The 1,737-nt window shown below is 60.5% G+C and carries 2 protein-coding genes and 1 pseudogene; all 3 read right to left on the reverse strand.

Annotated features, from left to right (window positions below; translation table 11 throughout):
* Window positions 1–68: 68 nt before the first annotated feature.
* Window positions 69–374, reverse strand: a complete 306-nt coding sequence (locus HCR68_RS13875; protein WP_167149493.1) for a transposase — start codon at window positions 372–374, stop codon at window positions 69–71.
* A gap of 229 nt (window positions 375–603) precedes the next feature.
* On the reverse strand, window positions 604–1,509 hold the full coding sequence (locus HCR68_RS13880; RefSeq protein WP_208320627.1) for an ABC transporter permease subunit: 906 nt from the start codon (window positions 1,507–1,509) through the stop codon (window positions 604–606).
* Window positions 1,510–1,582: 73 nt separating this feature from the next.
* A pseudogene (locus HCR68_RS14405) lies at window positions 1,583–1,737 on the reverse strand (ABC transporter ATP-binding protein); the annotation flags it as partial.

A 1,737-nucleotide genomic window follows, 5' to 3' on the forward strand; every position in this document is an offset into this window, starting at 1 on the left:
AAGCCATCATCCGCACAACGACTTCGAGGGGCCACAACCCTCATCATCTACGCAACACCATCCAGAAGCTACAGAACTACACCCACAGCTCCCTTCCGTTCAGGACACACGAAGGCCGCCGCTTTTTTCAGGAACTCGTTCTCCTGACGCAGCTCCCTGTTTTCCGCTCTCAGCTTCGCGATCTCGGCTGACTCGGAGGCTTTCTTGCGGTCCTGATCGGTAGCATGATCTTTTCTGTACTTTGCGACCCAGTTACCCACCGTCTGGGCCACAAGATCATACGAGGCCGCCACCGAGGCGATCGTGCGGTCCTTCTCAATGACCTCACGCACGACCTGGGCCTTGAACTCCTCTGAGTATTTCGCTGCTGGCATGGTCTCCATCCTATCGACTCACGGGAAGAAAAACTCCCCCTGTCCGAGAAACACCACGCACTCCAGACCGGTGAAGGTAGTCTCAGGCACGTCGAGGTATTTCAGGTGGTGTGTGTAGCAGCTCCCATCATCGGGGGACTTTGACCCCTATCCGCAACAATGATGTACCCACCCACCTATGCACTTCAATAGGTTCCGGTCACTAAACTCTCAGGCACGATGAACCGACTCAGGCGTCGCGTTTGCTGAATAGGATCCATCCAGCGGTTAAGGGTAGCAGAACCCAGGCGCTGAAGACTAAAAGTGCCTGCCACTGCTCGAGAAAGGCGACTGTTCCGGGATACCCCCATGATTGACGGATGGCGAAGGGGTCTTGGATGGCCAGAATAGTGATGGTGGGTTCCAGCCCCTGGAGTGTGATCGCCCAGTCCCATCTGTCGCTCATGACTGTTAATGGGATGTCGATGACGTATAATAGGGTCATGATTGCGGTGATGGTTCCGGCGGTGGAGCGGAGTATGTAGCCCAGTCCCAGTGCAATGAAAGAGATCCCGGCGTAGGAGAGTCCGACACCCCAGAAATAGCCCAAGTAGTGCCAGTCGTTCAGCGCGATGTGGTGCCCGTTCATGAAAGGGGTGGAGATTGTCCAAGTCAGGAGCATAGAAAGGGCGCCGACGACGAAAGCCCAAGAGGAAATTACCAATGCCTTGGCAGCGAATAACCTTCCGCGGCGTGGGGTAGCGGCTAGGGAGGATCGGATCTGACCGGAGGCGTACTCTCCGGTGATGATGAGGGCTCCCAGGACTGCGACAGCGATCTGCCCGAAGGAGGTGCCTGATGTGATCATATGCGCGGCTTCGGCCTCCTTGCCTGCGGTGTGTGCGTAGCCGACGGCCACTCCGACTCCGAACAGGACGGTGAGGGCGATGGCGATGAAGGAGGTGATCCAGGTTGAGCGCAGGGTCCAGATCTTGATCCACTCCGCGCGTATGGAGCGCAGGACGGTCTGGCGGCCCTGGACGCGTGGGCCGGCTGGGCGCGGTGCGGGGCCTGTGGGGGCGGTCTTGACGGCGGTGCGTACTGATGCGGGGCCTGTGGGGGCGGCAGCGGCGTGTGCTGGGGTGTGGGTACTCATGGCTTGGCTAGGCCTTCTGTGGTGAGACGGATGGGGTGGTTGGTGGCGGGCGCGACGCGCTGGGGTGCGGGTCTCAGGCCCGGGCGGGGGCCTGCGGCACGGGCTGGCGCGTCTGGGTCTGGTGGGCGGGGTCGGTGCGGTACTCCACGGAGTCACTGGTCAGGGTCAGGTAGGCCTCCTCGAGGCTGGCGTGGATGGTGGTGAGCTCGTGCAGGACGATGCCGCCCT

The sequence above is a fragment of the Actinomyces sp. ZJ308 genome (assembly GCF_011752065.1).
Taxonomy (GTDB): Bacteria; Actinomycetota; Actinomycetes; order Actinomycetales; family Actinomycetaceae; genus Actinomyces.